Origin of the sequence: Pseudomonas sp. FEN, assembly GCF_904067045.1 — a bacterium.
Lineage (GTDB): Bacteria > Pseudomonadota > Gammaproteobacteria > Pseudomonadales > Pseudomonadaceae > Aquipseudomonas.
In genome coordinates, this window is sequence record NZ_CAJFDC010000010.1 from 109,929 (window position 1) to 133,909 (window position 23,981).

25 protein-coding genes are annotated in these 23,981 nt (G+C 62.9%); 9 read left to right on the plus strand and 16 right to left on the minus strand.

Annotated features, from left to right (window positions below):
- The first annotated feature begins 22 nt into the window (after window positions 1–22).
- Together PFEN_RS09270 and PFEN_RS09275 are read left to right on the plus strand one after the other, a co-directional pair.
- Complete coding sequence (locus tag PFEN_RS09270; protein ID WP_191486541.1) at window positions 23–913, plus strand: ATP-binding protein; 891 nt, start codon at window positions 23–25, stop codon at window positions 911–913.
- On the plus strand, window positions 910–1,392 hold the full coding sequence (locus PFEN_RS09275) for a GAF domain-containing protein (protein ID WP_191486542.1): 483 nt from the start codon (window positions 910–912) through the stop codon (window positions 1,390–1,392). The genes PFEN_RS09270 and PFEN_RS09275 overlap by 4 nt, the downstream gene beginning before the upstream one ends.
- Before the next feature lie 6 nt (window positions 1,393–1,398).
- On the opposite strand, the gene PFEN_RS09280 is transcribed toward PFEN_RS09275, so the two are convergent.
- The 9 genes from PFEN_RS09280 to PFEN_RS09320 form a co-directional block, all read right to left on the minus strand.
- The gene (locus tag PFEN_RS09280; protein ID WP_191486543.1) at window positions 1,399–4,350 is read right to left on the minus strand and encodes an HD domain-containing phosphohydrolase; all 2,952 of its coding nucleotides are present in this window, start codon (window positions 4,348–4,350) and stop codon (window positions 1,399–1,401) included.
- Between the two features lie 62 nt (window positions 4,351–4,412).
- Window positions 4,413–8,060 carry a transporter substrate-binding domain-containing protein gene (locus PFEN_RS09285; RefSeq protein ID WP_191486544.1) on the minus strand — a complete coding sequence of 1,216 codons (3,648 nt, stop codon included), beginning with the start codon at window positions 8,058–8,060 and terminating at the stop codon, window positions 4,413–4,415.
- A gap of 8 nt (window positions 8,061–8,068) precedes the next feature.
- The gene (locus tag PFEN_RS09290) at window positions 8,069–8,698 is read right to left on the minus strand and encodes a response regulator transcription factor (protein WP_040064687.1); all 630 of its coding nucleotides are present in this window, start codon (window positions 8,696–8,698) and stop codon (window positions 8,069–8,071) included.
- A gap of 304 nt (window positions 8,699–9,002) precedes the next feature.
- On the minus strand, window positions 9,003–9,461 hold the full coding sequence (locus tag PFEN_RS09295) for a response regulator (RefSeq protein ID WP_191486545.1): 459 nt from the start codon (window positions 9,459–9,461) through the stop codon (window positions 9,003–9,005).
- A gap of 240 nt (window positions 9,462–9,701) precedes the next feature.
- Entirely contained in the window at window positions 9,702–11,033 is a 1,332-nt protein-coding gene (locus PFEN_RS09300; RefSeq protein WP_191486546.1) for a deoxyguanosinetriphosphate triphosphohydrolase, read from the minus strand.
- Between the two features lie 81 nt (window positions 11,034–11,114).
- Entirely contained in the window at window positions 11,115–12,278 is a 1,164-nt protein-coding gene (locus tag PFEN_RS09305) for an EAL domain-containing protein (RefSeq protein ID WP_191486547.1), read from the minus strand.
- Between the two features lie 120 nt (window positions 12,279–12,398).
- Window positions 12,399–12,740 (minus strand): hypothetical protein, encoded by a 342-nt coding sequence (locus PFEN_RS09310; protein ID WP_191486548.1) that lies wholly within the window; start codon window positions 12,738–12,740, stop codon window positions 12,399–12,401.
- Window positions 12,737–13,114 carry a phage holin family protein gene (locus PFEN_RS09315; RefSeq protein ID WP_191486549.1) on the minus strand — a complete coding sequence of 126 codons (378 nt, stop codon included), beginning with the start codon at window positions 13,112–13,114 and terminating at the stop codon, window positions 12,737–12,739. The genes PFEN_RS09310 and PFEN_RS09315 overlap by 4 nt, the downstream gene beginning before the upstream one ends.
- Before the next feature lie 2 nt (window positions 13,115–13,116).
- A complete protein-coding gene (locus PFEN_RS09320) occupies window positions 13,117–13,431 on the minus strand; it encodes a DUF883 family protein (protein WP_191486550.1) in 315 nt (104 codons plus the stop codon).
- 337 nt (window positions 13,432–13,768) lie between these two features.
- Between PFEN_RS09320 and PFEN_RS09325 the strand changes: the two genes are divergently transcribed.
- The 5 genes from PFEN_RS09325 to PFEN_RS09345 all read left to right on the plus strand — a co-directional run bounded on the left by PFEN_RS09325 (window position 13,769) and on the right by PFEN_RS09345 (window position 17,145).
- Entirely contained in the window at window positions 13,769–14,977 is a 1,209-nt protein-coding gene (locus PFEN_RS09325; RefSeq protein WP_191486551.1) for an ammonium transporter, read from the plus strand.
- Between the two features lie 83 nt (window positions 14,978–15,060).
- Window positions 15,061–15,300 carry a glutaredoxin family protein gene (locus PFEN_RS09330; protein WP_191486552.1) on the plus strand — a complete coding sequence of 80 codons (240 nt, stop codon included), beginning with the start codon at window positions 15,061–15,063 and terminating at the stop codon, window positions 15,298–15,300.
- A 166-nt stretch (window positions 15,301–15,466) separates the two neighbouring features.
- Entirely contained in the window at window positions 15,467–15,667 is a 201-nt protein-coding gene (locus PFEN_RS09335; protein WP_191486553.1) for a hypothetical protein, read from the plus strand.
- Between the two features lie 150 nt (window positions 15,668–15,817).
- A complete protein-coding gene (locus tag PFEN_RS09340) occupies window positions 15,818–16,150 on the plus strand; it encodes a transcriptional regulator (RefSeq protein WP_191486554.1) in 333 nt (110 codons plus the stop codon).
- 104 nt (window positions 16,151–16,254) lie between these two features.
- A complete protein-coding gene (locus PFEN_RS09345; RefSeq protein WP_191486555.1) occupies window positions 16,255–17,145 on the plus strand; it encodes a pseudouridine synthase in 891 nt (296 codons plus the stop codon).
- A 12-nt stretch (window positions 17,146–17,157) separates the two neighbouring features.
- On the opposite strand, the gene PFEN_RS09350 is transcribed toward PFEN_RS09345, so the two are convergent.
- From PFEN_RS09350 to mobA, 3 genes are all read right to left on the minus strand, one after another.
- On the minus strand, window positions 17,158–17,601 hold the full coding sequence (locus PFEN_RS09350; RefSeq protein WP_191486556.1) for a type II 3-dehydroquinate dehydratase: 444 nt from the start codon (window positions 17,599–17,601) through the stop codon (window positions 17,158–17,160).
- A gap of 148 nt (window positions 17,602–17,749) precedes the next feature.
- Window positions 17,750–17,971, minus strand: coding sequence for a YgdI/YgdR family lipoprotein (locus tag PFEN_RS09355; RefSeq protein WP_191486557.1), 222 nt, complete (start codon window positions 17,969–17,971; stop codon window positions 17,750–17,752).
- Between the two features lie 96 nt (window positions 17,972–18,067).
- Complete coding sequence (mobA, locus tag PFEN_RS09360) at window positions 18,068–18,679, minus strand: molybdenum cofactor guanylyltransferase MobA (RefSeq protein WP_191486558.1); 612 nt, start codon at window positions 18,677–18,679, stop codon at window positions 18,068–18,070.
- A 79-nt stretch (window positions 18,680–18,758) separates the two neighbouring features.
- Here mobA and moaB point away from each other — a divergent pair, with 79 nt between their 5' ends.
- Both moaB and glp read left to right on the plus strand, forming a co-directional pair.
- Window positions 18,759–19,298 (plus strand): molybdenum cofactor biosynthesis protein B, encoded by a 540-nt coding sequence (gene moaB / locus PFEN_RS09365; protein ID WP_191486989.1) that lies wholly within the window; start codon window positions 18,759–18,761, stop codon window positions 19,296–19,298.
- On the plus strand, window positions 19,282–20,508 hold the full coding sequence (gene glp / locus PFEN_RS09370; RefSeq protein WP_191486559.1) for a gephyrin-like molybdotransferase Glp: 1,227 nt from the start codon (window positions 19,282–19,284) through the stop codon (window positions 20,506–20,508). The genes moaB and glp overlap by 17 nt, the downstream gene beginning before the upstream one ends.
- Before the next feature lie 156 nt (window positions 20,509–20,664).
- On the opposite strand, the gene fnr is transcribed toward glp, so the two are convergent.
- From fnr to ccoS, 4 genes are all read right to left on the minus strand, one after another.
- Window positions 20,665–21,399: a fumarate/nitrate reduction transcriptional regulator Fnr gene (gene fnr, locus PFEN_RS09375; protein ID WP_191486560.1), complete on the minus strand. Its 735-nt coding sequence runs from the start codon at window positions 21,397–21,399 to the stop codon at window positions 20,665–20,667.
- A 205-nt stretch (window positions 21,400–21,604) separates the two neighbouring features.
- A complete protein-coding gene (gene hemN, locus PFEN_RS09380) occupies window positions 21,605–22,987 on the minus strand; it encodes an oxygen-independent coproporphyrinogen III oxidase (protein WP_191486561.1) in 1,383 nt (460 codons plus the stop codon).
- An 82-nt stretch (window positions 22,988–23,069) separates the two neighbouring features.
- Window positions 23,070–23,753, minus strand: a complete 684-nt coding sequence (locus PFEN_RS09385; protein ID WP_191486562.1) for a sulfite exporter TauE/SafE family protein — start codon at window positions 23,751–23,753, stop codon at window positions 23,070–23,072.
- The gene (gene ccoS, locus PFEN_RS09390; RefSeq protein WP_191486563.1) at window positions 23,746–23,961 is read right to left on the minus strand and encodes a cbb3-type cytochrome oxidase assembly protein CcoS; all 216 of its coding nucleotides are present in this window, start codon (window positions 23,959–23,961) and stop codon (window positions 23,746–23,748) included. The genes PFEN_RS09385 and ccoS overlap by 8 nt, the downstream gene beginning before the upstream one ends.
- Window positions 23,962–23,981: the final 20 nt, after the last annotated feature.

The window sequence follows — 23,981 nt, forward strand, 5'->3', positions numbered from 1 at the left end:
GGAACTTGCCTGAGGAAACGTCGTGGATGCTCGATTGAATGCCTTTCTTGAACGTGCCGATGCGGTGCTTGCCCGTCTTGAACCGCTGTTGCCCGCGCCGCGCCAAGCCATCGATTGGAATGGTTGCCTGGCGGCGCGCTGGCAGCGCGAAGGGCGCGCTGGGTATCTGTTGCCGCTGGAAGTCAGTCTGGACATGCGCCTGTCCGACCTGATCGGGGTCGACAAGCAACGCGAGCAGTTGGCGCGCAACACCCGGCAGTTCCTCGACGGCTTGCCGGCCAACCACGCCTTGCTCTGGGGTTCGCGCGGTACCGGCAAGTCTTCGCTGGTGCGTGCCCTGCTCGCCGAACACGCGCAAGCGGGCTTGCGCCTGATCGAGATCGAACGCGATCACCTGGCGGACCTGCCGCGGGTGGTCGAGCAGTTGCAAAAGCTTCCCCAGCGTTTCGTGCTGTTTTGCGATGACCTGTCCTTCGAGGCCGGCGAGGGCGACTACCGTGTGCTCAAGAGTGTGCTCGACGGCTCCCTCGAACAGGCCCCGGACAACGTCCTGCTGTATGCCACCTCGAACCGTCGGCACCTGGTGCCGGAGAAAGAGAGCGACAACGAAAACTGGACGCGTGTCGACGGCGAGTTGCACCCCAGCGAAGCCGTGGAGGACAAGATCGCCCTGTCCGACCGTTTCGGCCTGTGGCTGTCGTTCTACCCCTTCACCCAGGAGCACTTCCTCAGCGTGGTCGAGCATTGGGTCGGCGAGTTGGCGCGCAAGGCCGGCCTGAACTGGCGGCGTGACGGGGAACTGGATATCCAGGCGGTCCGCTGGGCAACCGGGCGAGGTAATCGCAATGGGCGCTGCGCCTATCAGTTTGCGCGCTATTGGGTGGGATTGAAGCTGTTGGAGCAGGCGCCATGATCGATTTGCAGAGCGCCGGCAGTGGCCTGGACGGCTACCGGTTGTTGCACGCGCAGTTGGAATCGCTGCTGGCGGACGAGCGCGATTTCATCGCCAATGCCGCGCAGTTCTCGGCTTTCCTGTTCAATCAGCTGGATGAGCTGAACTGGGCCGGTTTCTACCTCAATCGCGATGAGCAACTGGTGCTCGGGCCGTTTCAGGGCCAGATCGCCTGCGTGCGCATCCCCTTCGGCCGCGGTGTCTGCGGCACGGCCGCGGCGACCCGGCAGACCCAGCGGGTCGAGGACGTGCATGCGTTTGCCGGGCATATCGCCTGCGACAGCGCCTCGAACAGCGAACTGGTGGTGCCGTTGCTCAAGGACGGCCGCTTGATCGGCGTGCTCGACCTGGACAGCCCGCGCCTGGCTCGTTTCAGCCTTGAAGACCAGGCGGGTATCGAGCAACTGGCGGCGATCTTCCTGCGCCTGACCGACTGCTGAGGTGGTTCAGGCAACCAGCCCGGCCTTATCCAGCAGCGACTCGGCATTCACCGCGTCGATCTGCTGGGGCAGGACGTACTGCCGGGCGTATTGCAAGTAGATTTCTTCGCTGATAAACAGCTTGAATAATTCTGGGTCGATATGGGCGTCGCGGCACATGCCAGCCATGATATCCAGCGCTTCGCTCAGCGACTTGCCCTTCTTGTAGGGGCGATCGGCAGCGGTCAGCGCCTCGAAAATATCGGCAATCGCCATCATCCTGGCCGGCAGGCTCATGTCTTCGCGCTTCAAGCGTTTGGGGTAGCCGCTGCCGTCCATTTTCTCGTGGTGTCCGCCGGCGATCTCCGGCACGGACGCCAGGTGCTTGGGAAACGGCAGTTGGTCGAGCATCAGGATGGTCTGCACCATGTGATGGTTGACGATGTAGCGCTCTTCGCGGGTCAGTGTCCCGCGGGCAACGCTCAGGTTGTACAACTCCCCCCGATTGAACTTGTAGGGCGGCACATCCAGTTGAAAGCCCCAGCGATTGTCCGCGGGCATCCGTTCGGCGGCGTTGCGTTCGAGCAGGTGCTCGGGCTTGTCCGCCAACAACGCTTCGGTGGCCGGCAGAGGGACGGCCGGGTGGCGTTCCTGGCGTTGACGTTCTTCCCAGGAGACGCCGAGGCGATCGTCCAGCGTGCGGGTCCAGGTGCGTTGGGCAATACGCTTCAGGCGTTCCAGGTCGGCCTCGGCCATGACTTCGCCACCGAGGTTGCAGTGGGCGACAAAGGCAAAGTCCTCGTCCAGGGCGCTGAGGTCGATATCCCGGACCTGGCTCAAGGTCGGTTCGTCGCCACCTTGCGCCAGACCTTGCCAATAGTCGATCCAGGCATCGCGCTTGAGTACTTCGAAACGGGTGCGGATTTCGTGAATGCGGTCGTACAGGGTTTCCAGCTTGGTGGCTTTGTCGACCACGTATTCGGGCGTGGTGACCTTGCCACAGTCATGCAGCCAGGCGGCGACGTGCAGCGCTTCCCATTCGTCTTCCGTCGGCTGGTAGGCCTGGAAGGCGGGTATCTGGCTGGCCGCGGCGGCTTCGGCGAGCATCAGCGTCAGGACCGGGACACGTTGGCAGTGGCCGCCGGTGTAGGGGCTCTTGGCATCGATGGCACCGGCCAGCAACTGGATGAAGGCCTCCAGCAGTTGTTTCTGGCGGGCCTGCAGGCGCTGGCTTTCGATACAGGCGGCCGCAGTGCCGGAAATGGCACTGATGAAGGCAATGCGGTCCGGCTGCAGGCTCTCCAGATCGGCGTCGGTGCCGCTGTCCGGCAGCAGCAGGGCAAGGACGCCGACGGTTTCGCCATGGCGGTTGTGCAGGCGGATGCCGATCAGGTGAATGCGTGGGCTCTCCAGGGTGAGCATGAGCTTTTGCAAGTCGGCCGCCTGCTCGAAGCCCAGGGTGGTCACTACATTGTCGCGCTGGTCGAGTGTCTTGAGCCAGTCCGGGCGGCGTTCGTCGGCCTCGGCGGCGTTGTGGATATCGAATTGCCGGGGCTCCCGCGGTACGCCATCGATGATCAGAGCGTGGGCTTCCAACTGTCGGCTATCGCTGTCCAGCAGGTAGATCAGGCCGGCCCGGGCCTGGGCGATTTTCAGCGTTTCTTCGAGCACGCGTTGCAGCAGGGGGTCGAAGCGGGTTTGCTCCGAGAGGCTGGAGGCGATTTCGAAGAAGCTCGCCAGGGTCTGCTTCATGCGAGTCATCGAGATCGCCAGCCGATCCACCTCCAGTACCGGCGAACGCGGCGTTGCCGGGTACTTGAAATTGAAGCTGCGAATCGCATCGGCCTCCCGCACCAGGGCGTGCAATGGCTTGACCAGCAGCCGGGAGGTCAGCCAACCCAGGGGCAGGCACAGCAGCAGGGTCGCCAGGGTGATCAGCGCGCCTTGCCAGCGGATCCGGTAGGCGTCCGCCAGGAGCTCGTCCTCTGGCACCAGCAGGGCCAGTTGCAGTCCCTTGGGACCGCCTTCGGCGAGCTGTGTGTGGGCGACTATCCATTGCCGCTGCTCGATCGCCAGAGGGTGCTCGGTGGTACTGCCCGGTTCCATGAAGCGCCGCAGGGTCGGGCTCAGGTCCTCGACCCGGGCCAGGCCCGCGCCGCTGCTGCCGTTGATCAGCCTGGCATAGTCGGGGTAGGCCACCGCGGTGCCGTGCTCATCGAACAGGACGATTTCGGTCGAGGGCGTGACCTTGTGCTTGTCCAGGGTGGCGGACAGATCGGCCAGGGTCAGGTCGGCGGCAATCACCACGTTCGGGCTACCGCGCCGGGCGAGGGTGGTGCCGACATTGTGGGTGGAGAAAAACAGGTAGGGCGCCGTGGTGATCTGTTCGCTGTCACTCAGTGCGCTGTTGAACCAGGAGCGCACGCGGGGATCGTAGGCTTCACGGTGATTGTCCTGGCGGCTGATCAGTTTCAAGGCCGCATCGTAGAACAGCGACTCGGACCTGACCTCGTTGGCCCCGGGGTCGCGCTCGATGCTCCAGACCTGGAAGGTGGCGTTGTCCGGCGCCTTGAAGTAGGCGCGCAAGGCGCTGTCGCGTAGCGGCCGGACCATGAAGAAGTCACCATCGGCGTAACCGAGGTACAGCGATGCCAGGTTCGGGTTATCGGCCAGCGCCTGGGTGAAGGGCCCGAGCAGGGCCAACCGTTGCTCCAGCGTAAGGGCCCGGGTGCGATCGTCGATGGCCAACAGGCTCAGCAAATGGCGAATCGGCTGGTAGGTGTGTTGTAGATCGAGCTGGACATCTTCCTGGATCCTGGCGAAGAGTTTTTCGCTGCTGGAGAGAATGATCTGTGTGGTTTGCCGGTAGTTGAACAGCCCCAGCAGGGCACCAGTCAACAGCAGCAGGCAGGTGAACAGGATACTGATGTGCACGTGCAGCGCCAGCCGGCGTCTTTCGCGTTGCATGGGGCGAGGCATCGCCGATCTCCCTGGGTGATGGGGTGCACTGTTCAGCGCCCAAGGATAGCCAATGTCCGCTGTCAGGTGTGGTCCTGTCCGGGCATTTTTTCAGGTGCTGGATCGGTGTGTTCGCGCAATGCCGTTTCGAGTTCGAGCAGCGCCCGCACAATGCTCCGCCGGGCGGCTTCGATGCGCGGCGTCGGGGCGTCTTGCTGGCATTGCTGTTCCAGGGTTTCGCAGTGCTCCACCAGGTCGCTGGCCTGGGCGATCCGCGCCGCGCCCTTGATCTTGTGGGCCATGTCGAGCAGCGCGAGCCGGTCGCCACCGACGGGCAGTTGCAGCAGTTCCTCGCGGTCTGCCTGGCAACTGCTCAGCAGCTCGTCGATCAGGCGGCGCAGCAACAGCGGTTCGCCTCCGGTCAGGGCGTTCAGGCCATCGAGACTGAAGGTGCTCTTGCGTGGGCGCGGCGTGACATCGGCCAGTTTCTGGTTGAGGGTGGTCAGGCTGATGGGCTTGAACAGGCAGTCGTCCATGCCGGCTTCCTTGCAGCGGGTTCGTTCCTCGGGCTGGGCATTGGCGGTGAAACCGAAAACGGCGCAGGGTGCCAGATCATGGCTGGCTTCATGTTCGCGCAGGCGCCGGGTCATCTCATAGCCGTTCAGGACCGGCATGTTGCAGTCCACGATTACCAGGTCGAAATGCCCGTCTTTCCAGGCTTGCAATCCGCTCGCGCCATTCTGCGCGGTGGCGAACGAGTGGCCGAGGAAGCCCAACTGCTGGCACATCAACAGCCGATTGGCCGGGTGGTCGTCCACCACCAGCACATTCAATGCCTGCGACGGCAGCGCCAGTTCCGGGTCGCGGTTGGCGATCCCTTGAGTGGCTTCGAGGCTGTCCAGCTCCAGGGTCACCACCACGCGGGTACCTTCGCCGGGGCGGCTGGAGAGAGCCAGGGTGCCGCCCATCATTTCGCACAGGCTGCGGCAGATCACCAGGCCCAGGCCGGCGCCACTGCGGGCCAGGTGCCCCGAGTTGTCGGCTTGCACGAAAGGTTCGAACAGCCGGGCCTGGTCGGCGGCGCTGATGCCGATGCCGGTGTCCTGGACGGTCAGGCTCATGTGGGTCCGCTGCGCGCCGCTGGCGGGTTGCATGAGCAGTCCGATCGTGACCTGGCCGTGCTCGGTGAACTTGATGGCATTGCTGATCAGGTTGGAAAGAATCTGCTTGAAGCGCAAGGGGTCGATCAGGATGTCGCCGATGCCGTGCCCCTCGGGCAACTGCACCACCAGGTCGAGCTGTTTCTGGCGCGCCAGGCCATCGAAGACCCTGACCACCGACTCCACCAGTTCGCTCAGGTTGACCCGTTCGGGGGACAGGCTCAGGCGTCCCGACTCGATGCGGGCGATATCGAGGATGTCGCCGATCAGTTCCAGCAGGTCCTTGGCCGAGTTGTAGGCGACTTCAATGGCGGGGCGATCCAGGTGACCCTGGTCCGCCCGCTTGAGGGTCAGTTCGAGCATGCCGATCACTGCGTTCATGGGCGTGCGGATTTCGTGGCTCATGGTCGCCAGGAACGTGCTCTTGGCCCGGTTGGCGCTGTCGGCCTGATCCTTGGCCGCGCGCAGTTCGTCGAACAGTTCACGACGTTCGCTGATATCGATCCAGCCGCCGATGATGCCTTGCACCTCGCCCAGCGAATTGCGGTAGGGCAGGATCCAGTGATAGATGGTCATCCTGCGGTCGCCGATATGCAGTGTGCGGTCGCAGATCTGTGCCGTGCCTTCCGCCATGACCCGCTGGTAATCGGCCTGGTACTCCCGGGCCTCGAGGTCGTTGTCCTGATAGGCGTCCATGACCCGCTTGCCGATCACGTCCTCAAGCTTGGTCGAGAAGGCCTGCAGGTAGCTGTCGTTGCAGGTCTGCAAGCGGCCTTCGCGATCACGCACATAGATCGGGTGCGGCGTGCCGTTGACCAGTGCGCGCATGAATTCGAACTGGTCGCTCAAGGCGCGTTCGGCCAGTTGGCGTTGCCTGATCTGCCGGCGCATGTAGGCGTTCCAGCCCAGGGAGAGCAGCAGCAGCGCGCCGGCCCCGATGACGATCTGCAGGATCAGGCGATGGTAGTTGCGCCAATAGCTGTCGGACGCCGAGGTATAGCCACGCCAGCGATTGTTGATGATGCCCAGTTCGTCCGGGGCGATGCTCAGCAGCGCCTTGTCGAGAATCGAGCTCAGCTCGGTGGCGCCACGGGCGGTGGCGAGGGCGAAGATCGCCTGCTGGGTGCCGATGGTCGTGCTGATCTGCAATTTGTCGTCGAAGGTCTGCGAAGCGATCAGGTAATTGGCAATCACCAGCGAGCTCACGGCGCCATCGGCCTGGCCTTGCGCGAGCAGTTCGGCGGCCTTGAGGCTGTCGTCGGTTTCAATCAGCCTGATCTGCGGGAAGTCGCTGCGCAGGTAGTTGAGCAGCGGGTTGCCGCGGATCACCGCCAGGCTCCGGCCCTGCATCTGCTCCAGGTTGCTGGCGCTGTCGCCTCCTTTGGCCGTCAGCAGCACGTACGAGTTCTCCATGTAGGGCCGGCTGAAATGCAGGATGTTCTCGCGTTCATTGGTCGGGCTGACGGCGGCGATAATGTCGGCCTGATGGTTTTTCACCCGATTGATCATGTCCTCCAGGCTGCGCGAGCGCTGCACTTCGAATCGCAGGCCGGTGCGCAGGCGGATCAGCTCCAGCAGGTCGGCGGTGACGCCTCGGAAGGTGTTGTTCGCATCGAAGAAGGTGACGGGCGCGAGGGCTTCGTTGACCACGACGCGAGCCACGGGGTGCTCCTTGAGCCAGCGTTCTTCGCGTGCGGTCAGTTGCAACTTGTGGTCGGTCAGCAGGATGTCGCTGCCGGCGCTCCAGCGGCGGGCGATGTTCTCGCGTTCGCTGGTGGGAATCGCCTTGAGGGTCGCGTTGACGGCGCCGAGCAGTGCGTTATTGTCGCCGCGCACGGCGAAGCTGAAGCCGTAGGCCTCGTGCCTGCCGAAATTGGCCATTTTGACATTGCGCAAATAGCCCTTGTTGATCAGGTAGTGGGTCGAGATCGTGTCCCCCAGGAACACGTCGGCCTGGTCGAACGCCACGGCGTTGAGCGCGTTCAGGTAGGAGGGATAGAACTGCAGCGTGGCGTTGGGATACAGCGCCTTGATCTCGTCCAGCGGCAAGTAGTGGTAGACCATGCTCAGGCGCATCCCCGCCAGGCCATCGTTCAGGGCGCGGGTTTCGTCTTCACGGGTGACCAGCACCGGCTGGTCGATGGCGTAGGGGCTCGAGAGCGCGATGTTCTTGTTGACCGCCTCGAAGCCGTTGGCGCTGCCGAGCAGGTCGATGCGACCTTGTTCGAGCGCGCTGATGGCGGCTTCCCGGGTGGCAAAGCTCTGTACCTTGATGGGCAAGCCCAGGGCTCTGCCCAGGATGCCGGCGTAGTCGGCGGTGATACCTTCATAGTCACGCCCGCTGACGGTCATGTCGAAGGGCGGATAGTCCGGGGCGGAGGTGCCGAGCACCAGTTCGCGCTGGTCCTGGATCCAGCGCCGCTGTTCCTTGTCCAGCGCGACCTCCATGTGGCTGGCGCTTGAGCGGCTGAGCAATGAGAAGTGAGTGACACTTGGGGTCTCTGCAAGCGCTGACAGGCACAGGCACAAGCCTGTGATCACCATCAGATAGTCCTTTATGCGCATGGGCATTGGTTTTCTCACACTACCGCGTTGCGTTTGGCCATCTCGATAAGCTCTACCAAGGATTTGGCTTTCAATTTTTGCATGAGTCTTTTCTTGTAGGTGCTGACGGTCTTGTTGCTGAGAAACATGCCCTTGGCGATTTCCTTGTTGGTTCGTCCCTGGGCAAACAGTTGCAGGACCATCAGTTCCCGATCATTTACCAGTTTGAATAATTCGATCTCCGGATTTTCCGGTCCCTCTTTTCGCGCACCGATCAGTGCCTGGCTTGGGAAGTAATTGTAGCCGGACAGTACCGCCTTGATCGCGCTCAGGAGTTCGCTCAAGTCTTCTGCCTTGCAAACATAACCCGAAGCGCCGGATTGCATGCAGCGCATCGCGAACAGGTTGGGCGTCTGGGCGGTCAGCACCAGGGTCTTGAGCGGCGAATTCATGGCATTGAAGCGGGCCAGGACCTCCAGGCCATCCAGTTTGGGGATGCTGATATCCAGGATGACCAGGTCCGGCATGCACTCACGGACCATTTGCATCGCATCGACACCGTTATCGGTTTCCCCGACTATTTCATAACAATCCTCCTGTTCCAACAATATCCTGATGGCCAGGCGGACAACGGGGTGGTCGTCGACGATAAAAACCGAGTTCATAATAAAGTCCCATACGAGCTGCTTGGAAAGCGCGAACCTTAGCTCAGTTGGACAAGCAGGCGCATGAAGGGAAGGCCCTACAGAGGTAGTATAGGAATATTCCTACTCTAATTAGGGTTTTGACTTACGAGTGGCGCAAGTTCTAAAAAGAAAGAGCTATTAAGTATGGGTTCGCTTGGTTATACGGAATGGTTAATGGTTTATAAAATCTTATAGTGCTTTGGGAAGTTTCCTACTTATAGGTCGGGGTGTTCTTGCCGTGGCAGCCCCCTGGACAGAACCCGGGGGGGCTGATGGATTTGTCTCACGAAGAACTGGTGGAGCGAGGTCCGTCGGATGGCTCGGACCAGGCGGGGCCGGCTGTCTCCTGCGCAGGGCGGTCCAGGCCCAGCGCAGCCTTGAGGGCGCGACCATTCAACGGTTTGCTCAGGCAACCGAGCAACGGTAGCCGCCGTTCCAGCGCGAGGGCGCTGAGGGCATCGAGTTCTTCGTTGCTGAGACTGCTGAGCAGGATCGCCTGATTGATCATGCCGCCGCGGCAGGCGGTTTCGATCAGGTCCAGCCCCAGCGCGTCCGGCAGGCATTGGTCGCAAAGCATCAGGTCGAACGGTATGTGGGTCGAATCCAGCGCGCTCAAGGCTTCCCGGGCATTGAGCGTCGGCGTCAGGTCGTGGAAGCCATAGCTGTTGAGCAGGCTCTGTGTGGCGGCCAGTTGAAAGGGGTGATCCTCTACCAGCAACACGCGTAAGTTGTGTTTGGGCATGGTGTTTTCCGGGCGACCTGTCGACTCGGGACAAGGCTACATAGGTAGGCGCTGTGTAGGAAAATATGCCTGGAATCGGGCGCTTGTTGAATGGCAGGTCAGCTTGAGTGTGGGCGGCAGACATAAGAGGAAAGCAATTATTTCAGTGGGCCGAAGCCGTGATCAATCAGTTGATTCCCGTGCCCGCGTAGGTTTTGTCCTGCCAGGCGGCCCGCCTTGGTCAGGGCGGGCCGCCTGGCCTTATACCGGGCTGGAGCGACCGGTCATTTCCCGGGCCATTTCGCTGGCATAGCTGTCCGTCATACCGGCGATGAAGTCGATCACCCGCAGAAATGAGGTGTGCAGCGGCCACTCGGGTTGCGGTGCGCTGTTACCCAGCAGATCGAGGATGCGCCGATGCTTGAACGACGGCGTGCGTCCGCCATGTTGTTCCAGGGCCGCGCCACAGAAGGCGTTCAGGAGGATTTCCAGGGTGGTGTAGGCGCCGATCTCATGCAGAGTCTTGCGCTTGTCCTGGAAGATTTTCTTGCGCGCGATGTCCTTGGCGTTGAGTACACAGCGTTTGGCCGGGCCGTGCATGTGCTCCACCAGGTCCCCCGACAGGGTGCCGGCCAACAGCGCATCCTGTTGCTCGACGAAGGCCCTGGCGGCGGCATTGGTCAGGTGTTCGATGGCCTTGCCGCGCAGGATCGCCAGCTTGCGCCGCCTGGAGTCCTGGGGCCCGAGTTGCCGGTAGGTTTCCGGCAGGTCGTCGCCCACCAGGCCGAGCAGCAGGGACTCGACCTCGGCATAGTCGAGCAGCTCCATTTCCAGGCCGTCTTCCAGGTCGATCAGGGCATAGCAGATATCGTCCGCGGCCTCCATCAGGTAGACCAGCGGATGGCGCGCCCAGCGTTGTTCCTCCAACTGCGGCAGGCCGAGTTTGTGGGCGATCTGTTCGAGGATCGGCAACTCGCTCTGGTAGCAGCCGAACTTGTGCTTCTTGTACCCCAGCGAATCGGCGTGCCGGGCCGTCCACGGGTACTTGAGGTAGGTGCCGAGGGTGGCGTAGGTCAGGCGGGTACCGCCGTCGAACTGATGGTATTCAAGCTGGGTCAGTACCCGGAAGCCCTGGGCGTTGCCTTCGAAGTTGAGGAAGTCATTGCCTTCGGCCGGGCTCATGCCGTCCAGCCAGCCGCGTCCGGCCGCCTGCTGGAACCAGTGGCGAATGGCGTCCTCGCCGGAGTGGCCGAACGGCGGGTTACCGATGTCATGGGCCAGGCAGGCCGATTGCACGACCATGCCCAGGTCGCTCGGCTCGCACCAGGCCGGCAGGGCGTCGCGCAGGGTTTCACCGACGCGCATGCCCAGGGAACGACCGACGCAACTGACTTCCAGCGAGTGGGTCAGGCGGGTATGGATATGGTCGTTGCTGGTCACCGGGTGCACCTGGGTCTTGCGCCCCAGGCGGCGGAAGGCACCGGAGAAGATGATGCGGTCATGGTCTTTGTGGAAGGGGCTGCGCCCCAGTTCTTCGGGGCTGTGCAGCGATTTTCCGAGGCGTTCGCGGGTAAGCAGTGTGTGCCAATCCAAGGCGGGGCTCTCCGTTGGTGACTGATGCCCCAGCTTCCCGTTTAGTGCGTCTGCCTGCAAGCGAAACTATGCAAGCAAACCTTATAGGCCGGCGGCATCGATATCGATCAGCAGCAGCCGTTGGCCGTTGTCGAAGAATTGCCCGGCGGTCAGGCAATACTGGTTGCTGGTGGCGTCGCGATAGGTGCTGGAGAGGATCAGTCGCCGTTCGTCCCAGCCTTCAGCCAGCAAGTGATAGAAGTAGGGCCGCCAGGACCAGTTGTGGCCCAGGTAGCTGCTGTCGGCCTGCCAGGCATTGTTGCGCCACTCCAGATTCGGGGTGAGCTGGGTGCCATGGCGATCGCATTGGTAGAAGCGCAGCAGCCAGGGGTAGCCGTCGGGCTGGGGCAATTGGCTGAGCGGTGCCTGGCCCTGGGCCCAGCTCTGGAGTGTGTTCATGAGTCCGCCCAATTGCTGGCGCAGGCTCATCAGGCGGGTGCGTTCGGCCAGCTTCTGCTGCACATAGCGCTCCCTGAGTTCGGCGAAACGGGCGACAAAGGCGTCGGTGGCAAAGAACTCCAGCTCAGCCCTGGCGAACAGATACCCCTGTACGTAGCGTGAGCCGCACTCGAGGGCGAAATTCAGTTCGGCCTCGGTTTCCACGCCTTCGGCGATGATCCAGCAGCCGGTCTTTTCCGCCATTTGCGCCAGGGCCTTGACCACTTCGCTGCTGGGGCCGCCGCGGGCCGCGGCCTGGAACAGGCGCATGTCGAGCTTGAGAATATCTGGCTGCAAGGCCAGCACCCGATCAAGTTGGGAGTAACCGGCTCCGAAATCGTCGATGGCAATGCGCGCGCCGGCCTCCCGATAGCGGCTGACCACTTCGGCCAGGCGCAGGCTGTCGCCGCCCAGTTCGGTGATTTCGAAGACAATGCGCCGTGGATCGACCTTGTGCCGCGCCAGTTGTTTGAGGCTCGGCAAGGCCTGGCCGTTGCTCAGGCGACTGATCCAGCGTGGCGACATGTTCAGGCTCAGGAACCAGTCCCGGGGTGCTTCATGCAGCCGGCTCAGGGCGTTGTCGCGGATCTGTCGGTCCAGGCGTCGCAGGGCTGCGGAGGGCGCGCGCGGATCGGCGAACAGCGGTCCCACGGAGGTCAGTTGGCCGTTGGCCTGGCGCAGTCGGCCAAGGGCCTCGACACCAGCGATACGGCCGGTGGCGGTATCGATGAACGGCTGGAAGCAGGCGAGCGGTTGCCCGTCGATCACGGAACCTCCTTGGTTTGGGTCTTGTGGGGCTGACTGCGGCGGGCAGGGTCGATCGAGCGCGGGCCGGGGCGCGTGCTCAATCGGATGGCTGTTGCAAGAATGCAGCCAGTTTCGCTGGCGTCAGGATTTCGGCGCGGTGCCGCGCAGCGCCAGCCGAATCAGCGGCAACAGGCTGGCACCCAGGCGCGCCCAGCGTGACAGGCTGTCCACGCCACCGCCTTTGGCGCCCCTGCCGCTCATGAAGCCGAGCAGCGCGACGATACCGATACCCCACAAGGGCGCGTGCTTGAGGCCGAGGCTCGCCTGCCAGTTCTGGCCCAGGCCACGCATGCGCTGCAAGGGTTGCAGCAGCTCCCGGGATTCATGGCGGATTTCCTGGCGATGCATTTCCATGCGCAGGCGGACCAGTGCCTTGCGCATGTCCCGGCGTGAATGGAGCTGCGTCAGATCGGGCAAGCTCATGGCAGCAGTCGCTCCCTGTCGTTGGCCAACTCTTCAAGGGTGGCATGGAAGGGTGACGACTCATCGAAGATCGCCGCTTTCAGGCGCAGGGCACAGAACAGCGTGGCCAGGCTGTAAAAGACGCACAGGCCGATGATCGCGGCCAGGCGCCAGTTGTCCCAGAGCAGGATCAGCACCAGCGCCGACAACCCCACCAGCAACAGCAGGCCGAACACCAGGGTCAGCCCGGCGAACAGCAGCAGGCTTACGGTGCGGGCTTTCTGCTCCTGCAATTCAATGCCGAACAGTTCGACATGACTGTGCAACAGGCCGAGGAAGGCCGCGCCCAGGCGGCGTGTCGAGGAACCGCTGGCGGTCGACTCATCGCTAGCCATGATCAGCGCCGCGTTGCCAGCAGGCCGACGAGAAAGCCGATACCGGCGGCGATCCCGATGGACTGCCAGGGTTTGGCCTGGACGTAGGCTTCGGTTGCTTCGACCGCCACCTGGCTGCGATCGCGCAGGGACGCTTCGGTCAGTTGCAGGGTTTCGCGGGCCTTGAGCAGGCTTTCGCGAATCTGCTCGCGCAACTCGTCGGCCTGCTCGCCGGCCAGGCTGGCGGTGTGCTCGAGCAGGCGTTCAGCGTCGCTGACCAGGGTCTGAAAATCCGCCATCAGTATTTCTTGAGCCGTCTGTGCCGTTTTGCGAGCCATGATGTTCTCCGTGAAAGGCGTCGTGACAAGTGTGTGAAGGTTTCGAGTGCGAGCCCCGCGTGAAGGTTCACCGCGACTGGCTGGTACAACTTTTGCTATGTGCTGGTGCGTTGTGCCGGGCGTGTGCGCCTTATTTGGGCGTTCCAGAGCCCTGGCCTGCGAAAACCATACCTCAAATAATTGTAAATGCGGAAAAAAGCCAAAAGTTCTCTGTGCTTCATTCTTCGCTCTGCGCCAAAGCGGTTCGCCAGCGGATTCGGTTGGCGCCAATCTGGTGCGAAATGCAAGTGAATGAACTGCTTTGGTGCTTTTCCCCGACTTCAGGTCTGCCGTCTCCATGGAAAACTTGCAAAGCGCTGTGGACACTCTGGTCCATGGTTCCAACACCCTGTTCATTCTACTCGGTGCGGTCATGGTTCTGGCCATGCACGCCGGTTTCGCCTTTCTGGAAGTCGGGACCGTCCGGCAAAAGAACCAGGTCAATGCCTTGTCGAAGATCCTCAGCGACTTCGCCATTTCGACCCTGGCCTATTTCTTTATAGGCTACTGGGTTTCCTACGGCGTCAGCTTTTTGCAGCCGGCGGCGCAAATCAGTGGCGACCACGGTTATGGCCTGGTCAAGTTCTTCTTCCTGTTGACCTTCGCGGCGGCGATTCCGGCGATCATCTCCGGCGGCATTGCCGAGCGGGCGCGGTTTGCCCCGCAGTTGTGCGCCACCGCGCTGATCGTGGCCTTCATCTATCCATTTTTCGAAGGCTTGGTCTGGAACGGCAACTTTGGTCTGCAGGCGTGGCTGTTGGCTCGTTTTGGCGCCAGTTTCCATGATTTCGCCGGCTCCGTGGTGGTGCACGCCATGGGGGGCTGGCTGGCGCTGGCGGCGGTACTGTTGCTCGGGCCGCGCCAGGGGCGCTATCGCGAGGGGCGCCTGGTGGCGTTCGCGCCGTCGAGCATTCCGTTCCTGGCCCTGGGCTCGTGGATCCTGATCGTCGGCTGGTTCGGTTTCAACGTCATGAGCGCACAGACCCTGCAAGGGGTGAGCGGGCTGGTGGCGGTCAATTCCTTGATGGCGATGGTCGGCGGCACGGTGACGGCGTTGATCGTCGGTCGCAATGACCCGGGCTTTCTGCATAACGGGCCCCTGGCCGGGCTGGTGGCGATCTGCGCCGGTTCTGACCTGATGCACCCGGTGGGGGCGCTGGTCACCGGCGCGGTGGCGGGCGGGTTGTTTGTCTGGTGCTTTATCGCGGCTCAGAGCCAGTGGAAGATCGACGATGTGCTGGGTGTCTGGCCGTTGCATGGCCTGTGCGGGGTCTGGGGCGGGATTGCCTGTGGGATCTTCGGGCAGCAGGCGTTGGGTGGCCTGGGTGGCGTCAGCCTGGTCAGCCAGTTGATTGGCACCGCGCTGGGGGTGGTGGTGGCCCTGGCCGGCGGCTTTGCGGTGTATGGGGTGATCAAGGCGGTGCATGGCCTGCGGCTGAGTCAGGAAGAGGAGTACTACGGTGCCGACCTGTCGATTCACAAGATCGGCGCGGTGAGCCAGGACTGATCCGGCCCGGTTCAAGAGGATGGCTCGACGCTCTCTCGGCGCGGGCCTAAAATAGAGACCTCTCTTGGACCGGACCTTGCCCCATGCCTCCTGAATGCCAGCTGTTCGGCACCTTGGGTTGCCATCTCTGTGAACTCGCCGAAGCGCAACTGATGCCGCTGGTCGTCGAGCACGGCCTGATGGTGGAACTGGTGGATATCGCCGACAGCGAAGCCTTGTTCGAAACCTATGGCTTGCGTATCCCGGTCCTGCGCCGCGTGGATACGGGGGCCGAACTGGGTTGGCCCTTTGATGTCGAGCAGGTCGTGACCTTTCTGAGTTGAACCTCTTTTCAGCACTCCAGCAGCGGATCGGTCGATCCGTCGTGCGCTTGCCGAGCCCTTCTGTTTCATCAAATTACCTGCGGTTGCGCTTGAAAAACGACTGTGCTTACGTCGCTGCATGACGTTTGACGCAGCACGTTCCAGTGGTGCAAGGGAGGGAGATGAAATGAAAGGGAGGTCGATTCTGCTGGTCAACCAACTGGGCGGTCGCAAGTTTCTGGCCACCGTGGTGGTTGGCGTAAGCACCGCGATGTTGACCTGGTATGGAAAGATTGATGGTGGGACCTACGCCATGGTGATCCTCGGCACTGTGGGCTCGTTCATCGGCGGCAACGTCTATGGAAAAGTCCACCCCAGGGAATCATGAGGGCGGCCGGCGGGCGGTAATCGGTTGGCGGGTCATCAAAAAATAAGTTACTGTATGTTTATACAGTTTTCGTTCCGGTGTTGGGACAGGATGCCCACCCTGACGTGCGCACCCGGGAACGGAATCCAGAGAGATAAAGAGGGTTAAAGCATGCTCAATGTCGAACAATTGAAATCCAGCGTGAACCGCATGTCCGCTGATGTGGTGCGTGAGGCGGTCCTGGAGTTGCGCCTGGACGGCCTGGTAACGGAAGGCAAGACCCCGTTCAACAAGTTGCACTTCAATACCTGTTTCGCGGAAATCGAAGCCTTGTTCCAGCGCGCGGGCTATCACCGACAACTGGATGTGGTGGGTTACCAGGGGCTGTTGTATGCGCTCTACGATCCGGGGCGCTGGGAGGCCGTGGATGTGTTGCGCTGGTTGAAGGATTACACCGAGGCGGCCAGTGCCAGGCGGCTGGAGAGCAAGATCGCCAGCGGCTGAGAGTCGGGTGTGCTGGCGGGGACGTGGATGGTTTTTCCGCGAGCCTAGGTTCCGCCGGGGTCTTGCTGGATAATACCGGCTCGTCCAGCCGTTCGAGTCCTCTCATGTCCGCCTTGTCCTTCAATGCCGCCGAGCACCAGGCCAGCACCCTGTACCTGCCACCCGGTTCGTGGGCAACGGTGCTGGACTGCCTGTGCGAACACTTCAAGGCGATCAGCCGCGAACAATGGCTCGACCGCATTGCCCGCGGTCGGGTGCTGGACGCGGGGGGCGTCGCGATCAGCGCGCGGCTGCCTTACCGTGAAGGCTTGCGCATTCACTACTTTCGCGAGGTGCCCGACGAGACGCCGATTCCGGTCACTGAGACGATTCTCTACGCCGACGAGCACCTGGTGGTGGCGGACAAACCGCATTTCCTGCCGGTGACGCCGGCCGGCGAATATGTCGAGCAGACCTTGTTGCGGCGGCTGATCCGCCGCCTGGACAATCCGCACCTGGTGCCGCTGCACCGTATCGACCGGCACACCGCGGGCCTGGTGTTGTTCTCGGCTGATCCGGCGAGCCGTTCGGCTTATCAGGCGCTGTTTCCGACAAGACAGATTGAAAAGCGCTACGAGGCAATTGCCCGTGCCTTGCCGGAGCTGTCGTTTCCCCTGGTCCATAAAAGCCGACTGGTGGAGGGCGAACCGTTTTTCCGGATGCGCGAAGGCGTTGGTGCCAGCAATACCGAAACCGCGGTCGAGGTCGCGGAAAAAAATGGCGAACTGTGGCGCTATGGGTTGTATCCGGTCACGGGCAAGAAGCACCAGTTGCGAGTCCATATGGCGGCACTGGGGGCGGGGATCTGCAATGACCCGTTTTATCCACAGGTGCTCAAGGATGCCGAGGATGACTACGCCAACCCGCTCAAGCTATTGGCCCAGGGTTTGCGCTTTCGCGACCCGCTCAGTGGCCAGGTGCGCTGCTTCGAGAGCGAGATCATCCTGCACTGGTGAAGCCCGCGGCCGTCAATGGCAAGCCTGGGCCGCGCTCACCGCCGCCCGCAGGCCCAGCAGGTAGCTGTCGACACCGAAACCGCAGATCTGCCCACGAGCCACTTCGGCCAGCACCGACGGCTGGTGCAAGGGTTCGTTGCGATGGATATTGGCCATGTGCAACTCGATCACCGGTACCGACAGGTGGGCCAGGGCGTCGCGAATATCGTAGCTGCTATGGGCCCAGGCACCGGCATTGATCAGTACCGCGTCCACTTGTTCGCGGGCGCCCTGCTGGATCCGTATGCACATCGCTCCCTCGCTGTTGGTCTGGAAACTGGTGACATCCACGTCAAGCTCCCTGGCCAGCACGCGCAGGCGGTCGTCGATCTGCTCCAGGGTGATGCTGGCATGACGGATCGGCTCGCACTTGCCGAACAGATGGTGATTGATACCGTGCAGCATGAGGACTTTCATGGTTCGGCTCCCGGAGGGGGAATGAGTCCAAGTGAGGGGTTCTCATAGAATAGGCCGTACCCGAGGGTTGTGCCTGTGCGCTGTCGCTGCCGCGAGGAAACGACGGAGCCCGCGCAGGGCGGGCTCCGTGTTGGGACGTTCGCGGGGCTTACAGCTCCTTGACGGTACGCACCTGGTCTTTGTTGATGCGGGTCTTTTTACCGTCCAGTTGCTTGAATTCGTAGAATCCTGAATTTTCGTCGTATCTGGGGGTATCCACGGCCTGGATTTCACGCCCGTCGTTCAAGGTGATCACCGTCGGCGACGAGCAACCGGCGAGGGCGGCGAGGCTGGCTGTCAGCAGGAGCGCGGCAAGAGTCCGTTGTGTCATGGTACTTCTCCAAAAGGGGCAGGTTGAGAATAGCGTTGATTGGTGTCGGATCCGATAAATTACAGCACTGATTATTAGTTTCTGACGTGCACAGGCTCAGCAAGTTCCTGATAAGTGCCCATCCGGCGAGTGAGCAGCCGGTTGCAGCAGCTCTGGCGTGTTCAGATTGGCCAGCCTGGGATCACCGGGCAGACATTCCAGGGCCTGTGCCCGCAGTTGCAGCAGGATCTTGCGTGGGCTGCGCTCACCCAGGGCCCAGGCGCTTTCGAAGGCCCCGGCCAGCGCCGTGGGAATCACGCACAACAGCGGTTCCCAGTGCTCGCCCTGGCGTAGCATCAGCGGTTTTTGCGGATCGCGGCGAACCGCGTCGAGCATGGCGCCGAGCAAAGCGCTGTCGATCTGCGGCACATCGCAGGGCAGCACCAGCAGATGGTCATGGCGAGCCGCCGCGAGGCCCGCGCGGATCCCGGCCAGGGGGCCGGGAAAATCCTGGCTGTCGTCGCTCACCAACTGGTCGGCGTAGGTGGCGTAGCGCTCCTGGTTGCGGTTGCAGGAAATGATCAGGTCATCGCTGAATGGGCGTGCCACGGCGTGCAGATGGGCGATCAGCGGCTGCCCGCGCCACTCCAGCAGGCCTTTGTCCTGGCCGCCCATGCGTTGGCCGCGACCGCCGGCCAGGAGCAGAATGGAAAGATTGTTCACGGGCATGGGCAGTCTCGACAGCAGCGATGAAAAGGGACGCTGTGATATAACACTGGGCTGTTCCTCCTTCAACTGGACCGAGCCTATGAAAGCCAAGGCTGATACACCTTTCGTACCGCTGAACATCGCGGTGTTGACCGTCAGTGACACCCGCACCTTCGATACCGACACCTCGGGGCAGGTCTTCGTCGACCGCCTGGGCGCCGCCGGGCACCGTCTCGCCGAACGAGTGTTGCTCAAGGACGATCTCTATCGGATTCGTGCGCAGGTCGCCACCTGGATCGCCGACGACCTGATCCAGGTCGTGCTGATCACCGGTGGCACCGGTTTTACCGGGCGCGACAGCACCCCGGAAGCGGTGGCCTGTCTGCTGGACAAGCAGGTCGACGGTTTCGGCGAACTGTTCCGGCAGATTTCCGTGGCGGACATCGGCACCTCCACCGTGCAATCCCGGGCGTTGGCGGGGCTGGCCAATGGCACGCTGGTCTGCTGCCTGCCGGGTTCGACCAACGCGGTGCGCACCGGCTGGGACGGAATCCTCGCCGAGCAACTGGACTCGCGCCATCGCCCATGCAACTTCGTACCGCACCTGAAACAGGCGGCGCCTTGTGAATCCCGTGGGTAAGCCGGGCAAGGGCGGTGCATTGATGCCAGTGGAAGTCGCCCTGGCCCGTCTGCTTGAACTGGCCGAGGCGGCGCCGATCCGTGAGTCGCAGTCTGTGCCATTGGCGCAAGTCGACGGGCGGGTGCTGGCCGCGGACCTGGTTTCCAGCCTCGACCTGCCGCCCTGGCCCAACAGCGCCATGGACGGTTACGCCCTGTGTGTGTCCGATTGGCACGGCGAGCCGCTGCCGGTCAGCCAGCGCATCTTTGCCGGGCAGGTCCCCGAGCCGTTGCAGCCGGGCACCTGCGCGCGGATTTTCACCGGCGCGCCGGTTCCGCTGGGGGCCGATTGCGTCGAAATGCAGGAAAACACCGAAGTGCTCGCCGATGGGCGGGTGCGTTTCATCGAAGCGCTGACTGTGGCGCGGAATATCCGCCCGCGGGGCCAGGAAACCACGGTGGGCGAGGTGGTGCTGGCCGCCGGGACCCGGCTGGGGCCAATCGAGCAGGGCCTGGCGGCGTCCCTCGGTTGCGCCGAACTGAATGTGCTGCGCCGGGTGCGGGTGGCGGTGCTGTCCACCGGCGATGAGCTGGTCGAGCCGGGCCAGCCGCTGGGGCCGGGGCAGATCTACAACAGCAACCGCGTGTTGCTGTGCAGCTGGTTGACGCGCCAGGGCTGCGAGGTGCTGGATGCGGGGATCCTGCCGGATGACCTGGAGGCTACCCGGCAGCGTTTGACACAGCTGGACGATGTCGACCTGATCCTGTCCACGGGCGGGGTCTCGGTGGGCGAAGCCGATTTCCTCGGCGTCGCCTTGCGTGAGGCGGGCGAACTGGAGCTATGGAAGCTGGCGATCAAGCCGGGAAAACCCCTGACCTTCGGGCATTTTCGCGGGGTACCGGTGATCGGCCTGCCGGGCAACCCGGCATCGACCCTGGTCACCTTCGCCTTGTTGGCGCGGCCTTATCTGCTGCGCCGCCAGGGGGTGCGGGAGGTTCAGCCGTTGCAGTTCAAGGTGCCGGCGGGGTTTGTCTGGCCCAAGCCGGGCAATCGCCGCGAATACCTGCGCGCGCGCCTGGAAAACGGCCGGGCGACGATCTACCGCAACCAGAGTTCCGGTGTGTTGCGCAGCGCGGCCTGGGCCGAGGGCCTGGTCGAGGTGTTGGAGGGGAGCACCCTGGTGGAAGGCGACTGGGTGAACTTTATTCCATTGAGCGAAGTGCTGGGTTAGCCAGCGAGGTCTTTGGCGGTCTTGCGGGCCTCTTCGCGGATAAATCCGGCTCCCACTCTGTGTGTGTCGAACCCAGAGTTCGCATACGACTGCATACTTGTGGGAGCGGAGCTTGCCCGCGAAGCTCTTGGCGTCCTCCAGAACGCTACCACCGTATCAGCCCTCCAGCGACCCACCGGCCAGCGCACAGAGCTGGATCGGGTCGAGGATGTGCACTTCCTTGCCTTCGGCGGCGATCAGTTCGTTGCTCTGGAAACGGGTAAAGACCCGGGAAACGGTTTCCACCGCCAGTCCCAGGTAGTTGCCGATCTCGTTGCGCGACATGCTCAGGCGGAACTGGTTGGCCGAGAAGCCCCGGGCGCGGAAACGTGCCGAGAGGTTGACCAGGAAAGTGGCGATGCGCTCATCGGCGGTTTTTTTCGACAGCAGCAACATCATTTGCTGGTCGTCGCGAATTTCCCGGCTCATCACCCGCATCAACTGACGTCGCAGTTGGGGCAGTTGCAGGGCCAGTTCGTCCAGGCGCTCGAAGGGGATCTCGCAGACCGAAGTGGTTTCCAGCGCCTGGGCCGAGACCGGATAAGTCTCGGTGTCCATGCCCGACAGGCCGACCAGCTCGCTCGGCAAATGAAAGCCGGTGATCTGTTCTTCGCCGCCGTCGCTCAGGCTGAAGGTCTTCAGCGCGCCGGAACGCACGGCGTAGACCGAACCGAACGCGTCGCCCTGGCGAAACAGGAACTCACCTTTCTTCAGTGGTCGGCCACGTTTGACGATGTCGTCCAACGCGTCCATGTCCTCCATATTCAGCGAAAGCGGCAGGCAGAGCGGGGCCAGGCTGCAATCCTTGCAATGGGCCTGGTTAGGGGCGCGCAATTTCACTGGGTCGGACATTTCTTAAATCCTTGTGGGAAAACACACATAAGACATAAGGGTAACTCAGCAAAGGGGGTCCAGGCCAGCCTGCGCCAAAATGGCACACCTGTGCAGATGGCGCGCACCACCTCCCCGGGTGAACCGCTGGATTCCGACTCGCCCGCGCCGCCATTCGCGGGACTGGATTATGCGCCTGAGGCGGCCGCTGAAGCGGGCCGAACCATCAGATCACCCGCGAAAACCGCTGGCGATTCTGCTGTTCCAGGTAGGCATCGAAGACCATGCACACTGAACGGACCAGCAGGCGTCCCGCCGGCAGCACCGTGAGTCGCTCGTGGTCCAGTTCGATCAGACCGTCCGCGGCCATCTCCGTCAGGCGTGGCCAGAGCGCGGCGAAATAGCCGCCGAAGTCGATATTGAACTGGCGCTCGATACTGGCGAACTCCAGGGTCAGGTTGCAGATGATCTGCTGGATCACTTCCCGACGCAGGCGGTCGTCGGCGTTGCACAGCAGGCCGCGGCTGGTGGCCAGTTGCGCGCTGGCGAGGGTGTTCTGGTACTGGTTCAGGTCACTGCTGTTCTGGCAGTAGAGGTCGCCGATCTGGCTGATGGCCGACACGCCCAGGCCGATCAGATCGCAATGGCCATGGGTGGTGTAGCCCTGGAAGTTGCGTTGCAGGGTCGACTCTTCCTGGGCAATCGCCAGCTCGTCGTCGGGCAGGGCGAAGTGGTCCATGCCGATATAGCGATAGCCGGCGGCGGTGAGTTGTTCGATGGTGCGGTGGAGCATTTCCAGTTTCTCGGCCGGTGCCGGCAGGTCGTTGCTGTCGATCCGCCGCTGCGGCATGAAACGCTCGGGCAGGTGGGCATAGTTGAACACCGACAGGCGATCGGGCTGCAGGTTGATCACTTCATCGATGGTCCGGGCGAAGTTGTCCGGGGTTTGCTTGGGCAGGCCGTAGATCAGGTCGATATTGATCGAGCGGTATTGCAGGGTGCGCGCCGCCTCGATGATTGCCCGGGTTTCGTCCAGGCTTTGCAGGCGGTTGACCGCCCGCTGCACATTTGGGTCGAGGTCCTGCAGGCCGACGCTGACCCGGTTGAAACCCAGTTCGCGCAGCAGGCCCATGGTCGACCAGTCGGCTTCGCGCGGATCGATTTCGATACCGTAGTCGCCGGAATCGTCGTCCAGCAGATTGAAATGCTGGCGCAATTGGCTCATCAGTTGCCGCAGTTCGTCATGGCTGAGAAAGGTCGGGGTGCCACCGCCCAGGTGCAGTTGTTCGACCTTTTGTGCCGGGTTCAGGTGGCAGGCGATCAGCTGGATTTCCTGCTCCAGGCGTTGCAGGTAAGGCAGCGCGCGACCACGGTCCTTGGTAATGACCTTGTTGCAGGCGCAGTAGTAGCAGATGTTCGCGCAGAACGGTATGTGCACGTACAGGGACAGCGGGCGCAGGGCTTTGCGGCTGTCACGCAGGGCGTGGAGCAGGTCGAAGGCACCGACCTGGCTGTTGAATTGTACGGCCGTGGGATAGGAGGTGTAGCGCGGTCCCGCGATGTCGTAGCGGTGGATCAGATCAGAGTCCCAACGGATGGCGTCGAGCATGCGGGCATTCCCCCGGATTGGCTGCAATATCCCGAGTCTAGGGGTTGCGGGGAGCGGCCATCTTGACCTGTATCAACGGCTCTCAGTGCCCCATCAGCCAGTGCTGATGCGGCCCCGGCAAGGTCCACAGGCCGAACAGGATTACCAGCAGACCGCCGCTCATGCGCACACTGCGTTTGCGCAGCACGACCGTGACCCGCTCCGCCGCCAGCCCGGTGGCGAGCAGTACCGGCCAGGTGCCCAGGCCGAAGGCCAGCATCAACAGCGCGCTGTCGAATGCATTGCCCTGGCTCGCCGCCCAGAGCAGGGTGCTGTAGACCAGTCCGCACGGCAGCCAGCCCCAGAGGGCACCCAGCAGCAGAGCGCGAGGCAGGCTCGAGACCGGCAGCAGGCGGTTGGCCAGCGGCTGGATATGCCGCCACAGGCCGCGTCCGAGGCTTTCGATGCGGGTCAGGCCGCTCCACCAGCCGGCCAGGTACAGCCCCATGCTGATCAACAGCAGCCCGGCGATCACCCGCAGGAACAACGCCGCCGGGCTGCTGGCCACGGCCCAGCCGGCAAGGCCGATCAGCAGGCCGGCCGTGGCATAGCTGAGAATCCGCCCCAGGTTGTACGCCAGCAGCAGGCGAAAACGCCGGCTGCGTTGCTCGCGCGGAATCGCCAGGGTCAGGGCCCCCATCAGGCCGCCGCACATGCCCAGGCAATGACCGCCGCCGAGCAGGCCGAGAATCAGCGCGGAAACCAGCAGGGGGGCCAGTTCAAGCATGGGGCGGGGCCTTGTCGTGCTTGTCCACGGCCGGCTGGGTCTCTTCGACGGCAGCGGCGTGCTTGGGGTCCTGGTCGTCGAACAGGATGCTGTGGGCCGGGCCCTCGAGGTCGTCGTACTGGCCGCTGTCCACGGCCCAGAAGAAGATGTAGACGGCGATGGCCACGATCAGCAGGGCCGCGGGAATCATGATGTAGAGAGCTGGCATGGGAACTCCATGCCCGCGCG

Bases quoted from the DNA above. Each gene is read 5' to 3' on its own strand.
- PFEN_RS09275 (WP_191486542.1), top strand. From the start codon at position 910: ATGATCGATTTGCAGAGCGCCGGCAGTGGCCTGGACGGCTACCGGTTG.
- PFEN_RS09280 (WP_191486543.1), bottom strand. From the start codon at position 4,350: ATGCCTCGCCCCATGCAACGCGAAAGACGCCGGCTGGCGCTGCACGTG.
- PFEN_RS09285 (WP_191486544.1), bottom strand. From the start codon at position 8,060: ATGCCCATGCGCATAAAGGACTATCTGATGGTGATCACAGGCTTGTGC.
- PFEN_RS09290 (WP_040064687.1), bottom strand. From the start codon at position 8,698: ATGAACTCGGTTTTTATCGTCGACGACCACCCCGTTGTCCGCCTGGCC.
- PFEN_RS09295 (WP_191486545.1), bottom strand. From the start codon at position 9,461: ATGCCCAAACACAACTTACGCGTGTTGCTGGTAGAGGATCACCCCTTT.
- PFEN_RS09310 (WP_191486548.1), bottom strand. From the start codon at position 12,740: ATGAGCTTGCCCGATCTGACGCAGCTCCATTCACGCCGGGACATGCGC.
- PFEN_RS09315 (WP_191486549.1), bottom strand. From the start codon at position 13,114: ATGGCTAGCGATGAGTCGACCGCCAGCGGTTCCTCGACACGCCGCCTG.
- PFEN_RS09320 (WP_191486550.1), bottom strand. From the start codon at position 13,431: ATGGCTCGCAAAACGGCACAGACGGCTCAAGAAATACTGATGGCGGAT.
- PFEN_RS09325 (WP_191486551.1), top strand. From the start codon at position 13,769: ATGGAAAACTTGCAAAGCGCTGTGGACACTCTGGTCCATGGTTCCAAC.
- PFEN_RS09330 (WP_191486552.1), top strand. From the start codon at position 15,061: ATGCCTCCTGAATGCCAGCTGTTCGGCACCTTGGGTTGCCATCTCTGT.
- PFEN_RS09335 (WP_191486553.1), top strand. From the start codon at position 15,467: ATGAAAGGGAGGTCGATTCTGCTGGTCAACCAACTGGGCGGTCGCAAG.
- PFEN_RS09340 (WP_191486554.1), top strand. From the start codon at position 15,818: ATGCTCAATGTCGAACAATTGAAATCCAGCGTGAACCGCATGTCCGCT.
- PFEN_RS09345 (WP_191486555.1), top strand. From the start codon at position 16,255: ATGTCCGCCTTGTCCTTCAATGCCGCCGAGCACCAGGCCAGCACCCTG.
- PFEN_RS09350 (WP_191486556.1), bottom strand. From the start codon at position 17,601: ATGAAAGTCCTCATGCTGCACGGTATCAATCACCATCTGTTCGGCAAG.
- PFEN_RS09355 (WP_191486557.1), bottom strand. From the start codon at position 17,971: ATGACACAACGGACTCTTGCCGCGCTCCTGCTGACAGCCAGCCTCGCC.
- mobA (WP_191486558.1), bottom strand. From the start codon at position 18,679: ATGCCCGTGAACAATCTTTCCATTCTGCTCCTGGCCGGCGGTCGCGGC.
- moaB (WP_191486989.1), top strand. From the start codon at position 18,759: ATGAAAGCCAAGGCTGATACACCTTTCGTACCGCTGAACATCGCGGTG.
- fnr (WP_191486560.1), bottom strand. From the start codon at position 21,399: ATGTCCGACCCAGTGAAATTGCGCGCCCCTAACCAGGCCCATTGCAAG.
- hemN (WP_191486561.1), bottom strand. From the start codon at position 22,987: ATGCTCGACGCCATCCGTTGGGACTCTGATCTGATCCACCGCTACGAC.
- PFEN_RS09385 (WP_191486562.1), bottom strand. From the start codon at position 23,753: ATGCTTGAACTGGCCCCCCTGCTGGTTTCCGCGCTGATTCTCGGCCTG.
- ccoS (WP_191486563.1), bottom strand. From the start codon at position 23,961: ATGCCAGCTCTCTACATCATGATTCCCGCGGCCCTGCTGATCGTGGCC.